Below are 4,279 nucleotides of genomic sequence, written 5' to 3'. Positions count from 1 at the left end.
GGACTTTATTGAAGAAGATACCGAAGCGGCACGCCTTGAAGCCGCACGCCCCCTTGATGTGATTGAAGGGCCGTTAATGGATGGCATGAATGTGGTGGGCGACTTATTTGGCGCCGGTAAAATGTTCTTGCCACAAGTGGTTAAATCGGCACGGGTAATGAAGCGCGCCGTGGCCTACCTTAATCCTTATATTGAGGCTAGCAAAGAAGTGGGCCAGACCAATGGCCGGGTGGTGATGGCCACGGTAAAAGGCGACGTGCATGATATCGGTAAAAACATTGTGGGCGTGGTGCTGCAATGTAATAACTTTGAAGTGATTGATTTAGGGGTTATGGTGCCCTGTGAGAAAATCTTACAAACAGCCCGTGAAGTGAATGCTGATATGATTGGCTTATCGGGTTTGATCACGCCCTCGCTTGATGAAATGGTCAATGTGGCCAAAGAGATGCAGCGCCAAGGCTTTACCATGCCGTTATTAATTGGTGGTGCTACTACCTCTAAAGCGCACACAGCGGTGAAGATTGAGCAAAACTACGATGAACCAGTAGTATATGTCTCTAATGCCTCACGCGCAGTTGGAGTGGTGCAAACTCTACTCAGTAAAGAAAATAAGCCGGCCTTTGTTGAACGTTTAAACAAAGAGTATGAGGTGGTGCGCGATCAGCACGCTCGTAAGAAGCCGCGCACTAAGCCGGTGACCTTGGCCGACGCGCGCGCTAATAAAGTGGATATTGACTGGTCAAGCTATGTGCCGCCGGTACCGGCCAAGCCTGGCATACACGAGTTTCACAATACCCCTATTTCAGTGGTGCGCGAGTATATCGACTGGTCTCCGTTTTTTATGACTTGGGGACTGGCGGGCAAATTCCCACGTATTTTAGAAGACGAAGTGGTGGGTGTTGAGGCGACTAAGTTATATAAAGATGCACAAGCCATGCTCGATAAGCTAGAGCAAGACGCGAGCTTACGCTGTGCGGGGGTCATTGGGTTATATCCGGCCAACAGTGTAGGCGATGACGTAGAAATTTATGCTGATGAGTCGCGCAGTCATGTAGTACAGACCTTGCGTTTTTTACGTCAGCAAACCGAGAAAAAAGACGGCTTCCCTAACTATTGCTTAGCCGACTATGTGGCACCTAAAGGCACTCAGCCTGATTATATTGGCGGCTTTGCCGTGACCGGTGGTATTGGTGAAGATGATATTATTCGTGCCTATAAAGACGCAGAAGATGACTATAATGCCATTTTAGCCGGCTCGGTGGCCGATCGTTTAGCAGAAGCCTTTGCCGAATACCTGCATTTGTTAGTACGCCGTGAGTATTGGGGATATGCTGCGGATGAAACACTGGCTAATGATGAGTTAATTCGTGAGAAATACGACGGCATTCGTCCGGCACCGGGTTATCCTGCTTGTCCTGAGCACACCGAAAAAGGTACGCTGTGGAACTGGTTAGAAGTCGAACAGCGCATTGGTATGCAGTTAACAGAGTCTTACGCCATGTGGCCCGGTGCGGCTGTGGCAGGCTTTTATTTCTCGTACCCGAATACTCGCTACTTTGCGGTGGCACAAATACAAGAAGATCAGTTGCTCGATTATGCCGATCGTAAAGGCATGAGCCGAGCAGAAGCAGAGAAGTGGTTAGCACCTAATTTAAGTGCTTAATTTATTGCTATTGATATAAAAAGGCGCCATTGGCGCCTTTATTACCATTAGGAGCGGGTGATGTTAGTTGCCATGTTAGTTTCAACACGTCAGATAAAAACAAAATGGCTGCTAGCAATGGCACTATTATGTCTAGGTATAGGGCAGGCCAATGCCAACACCCAAGAAGAAGATGAGCGGGAAGATAATCCTAAATATGCCGCTATTATCGTAAATGCCAACAGCGGCGAGGTGCTGCATGCAGACCGTGCTGATGAGCCTCGTTATCCGGCTTCATTAACCAAAATGATGACGCTCTATTTACTGTTTGATGCTATGGATAATGGCTTGATGCGACTCGATACTAAAATGCCAGTATCGGCCCATGCGGCTTCTATGCCACAAACCAATATCTCACTAAAAGAGGGCGACCGGCTGCGGGTGCGCGACGCCATTCCGGCACTGATTGTGCGCTCAGCTAACGACGTTGCTGTGGTGGTCGCTGAGGCATTAGGGGGAACGGAGCGTGAATTTGCCAACATGATGACGGCAAAAGCAAAAGCGCTGAATATGACTGCCACCACCTTTCGTAATGCGTCAGGCCTACCCGATGGTGAGCAGCGCTCAACGGCGCGCGACTTGTCTATTTTGTCTCTGCGTTTAATGAAAGATCATGCTGATTATTATCACTATTTTTCTGCGCTGACCTTTACTTTTAATGGCAAAACTTACGATAGTCATAACCGCATGGTCAAAGACTATGCAGGTACCGATGGGATGAAGACGGGCTATATTAGGGCTTCTGGTTTTAATGTGGCCACCTCTGTATTAAGAGATGGTCAGCGCTTAGTTGGCGTGGTCATGGGCGGAAAAAGCTCACGCTCACGTAATGCCGAAATGACAGCTCTATTAGATAGCAGTTTTATACAAGCAGAACAGCTCGCTAAATTTTCCCCTAATACCGCTAATAAAACTATGTCGCCGCCGGTGAGTCATATTGTGGTTAGTACCCAAACTGTGCGCAAAGTGACACGTAAAGCACCGGATACCAAAGTGAATACTCGACCGCCAGCTGTGGTTGAGGTGGCGGCACAGCCGCCTGTGGCTCCTAAGTCTTTACCGACACCGGCTCAGTCTTCGAATCAGCCAACAGCCGCAACACTGGGTTGGGCAATACAAGTGGGCTCTTTTCAAGGCTCGGAGCAAGCAAAAAGCAGAGCGACTAATGCCCAGCGTCAGCTGGATAATATTAAGCCCTCTCAGATAAAAGTGAGTGAAGTCAGCTTAAGTGATCGTGTGCTATATCGTTCACAGTTAGTTGATTTGCAGCAAGAGCAAGCCAAGCAATCTTGTGTCCGTTTAGAGCGTCAAGGTATGGATTGCTTAGTGATTAAAATGCCCAACAGCTAGGAGCCTTTGAGTAGCGGTAAGTGATACCCATCTACCTTGAGTCTAGGGTCGCTATCGTTGCAAGGCCTAAAGAGGTCGAATAAATTCGACCCTACGCTCGGGGGTAGATTGGTACAAAAGCTGATCTTTGTGCCTCCACCGCTCAACATAAAAATAGATCATATATTTACTTAGATTGGTATTAGACGTAGCGCTTGCCACCAACAGAGTATTTACATTTTAGACATCCGATGGGCTTGAATCTTTTTGTAGGGGCGAATTTATTCGCACAAAAAAGAGGGCACTGCATGAAACCGTTAATAAGAAAATAGAAATAGAAAAGGGGCAACTTAAGTTGCCCCTTTTTGGATCGTCTATGTGGTTTAGTCCATCAACCGATATTGCTCCCTGCAATCCCTGACGTGCCGGTTCCTTTTTAGCTTTCCCTTTCCCATCTCCGTTGGGCAGTCCTTGAGTCATCCTGACGGCTCATTTTCCTAATGATGCCTGCTCTCTGTCCTTGAGGTGTCCTTGTGTCATCCTGACGGCTCGTTTTCCTAACGATGCTTGCTCTCTGTCCCTGAGGTGTCCTTGTGTCATCCTGACGGCTCGTTTTCCTAACGATGCCTGCACTCTGTCCTTGAGGTATCCTGATGGCCATCTTGGCGACCTAATATCCTAGTAGGTGATGTGCTTCCTGCGAGATAAATATTACCCCAGAGTCTAGAGAATTTACGCCACTATAATGACTAACTTAGTGCTGTTACAAATGGTGTTTATTGTAATGCTTTGAAAGTATTAGGTTATTTTATTTGTAGTGGTAGATTACGCGCATATAAAGCGTATATTCCACAGATGTTTTACGACATTGCGCACCTTGGCTATGGCGAATGTCGCACACCGCCTTAGCTGTGTCGGGGACGTATTAGGCGATAGCTGCAGCTTCATGCGCTAACAGCCAAGCTTTACGCTCAATGCCGCCAGCATAACCGACTAGCTTGCCACTGGCTCCAATCACTCTATGGCAAGGAATAATCAGTGCGATGGGGTTGCGGCTATTGGCTAGGCCTACTGCTCGCACTGCTTTGGGATTGTTAATGTGTTCGGCTATGGTTTTATAGCTGCAATGCTCACCAAACGGAATAGTGAGGAGTGCTTGCCAAACCGCTTGTTGAAAAGCAGTGCCTTGGGGAGCGAGGGGCAAGTCAAATTGCTGGCGTGATCCTGAGAAGTACTCATCTAACTGCC

The 4,279-nt window shown here is 47.8% G+C and carries 3 protein-coding genes; 2 read left to right on the top strand and 1 reads right to left on the bottom strand.

The annotated features are described in order from the left end of the window. A partial coding sequence (locus ACTHY5_RS08130) for a vitamin B12 dependent-methionine synthase activation domain-containing protein (protein WP_441878534.1) occupies positions 1–1,663 on the top strand: 1,663 nt, incomplete at its 5' end. Between the two features lie 60 nt (positions 1,664–1,723). Beyond that, complete coding sequence (locus tag ACTHY5_RS08125) at positions 1,724–3,052, top strand: serine hydrolase (RefSeq protein ID WP_441878532.1); 1,329 nt, start codon at positions 1,724–1,726, stop codon at positions 3,050–3,052. Between the two features lie 904 nt (positions 3,053–3,956). Here the strand turns inward: ACTHY5_RS08125 and ACTHY5_RS08120 are convergent. Continuing rightward, on the bottom strand, positions 3,957–4,279 hold a 323-nt coding region (locus tag ACTHY5_RS08120), incomplete at its 5' end, for a methylated-DNA--[protein]-cysteine S-methyltransferase (RefSeq protein WP_441878530.1).

It is taken from the genome of Oceanisphaera sp. (genome assembly GCF_052084945.1).
GTDB lineage: Bacteria > Pseudomonadota > Gammaproteobacteria > Enterobacterales > Aeromonadaceae > Oceanimonas.
Note: the sequence above shows the minus strand (reverse complement) of the source record. Positions and strands in the feature narration are given on the sequence as shown.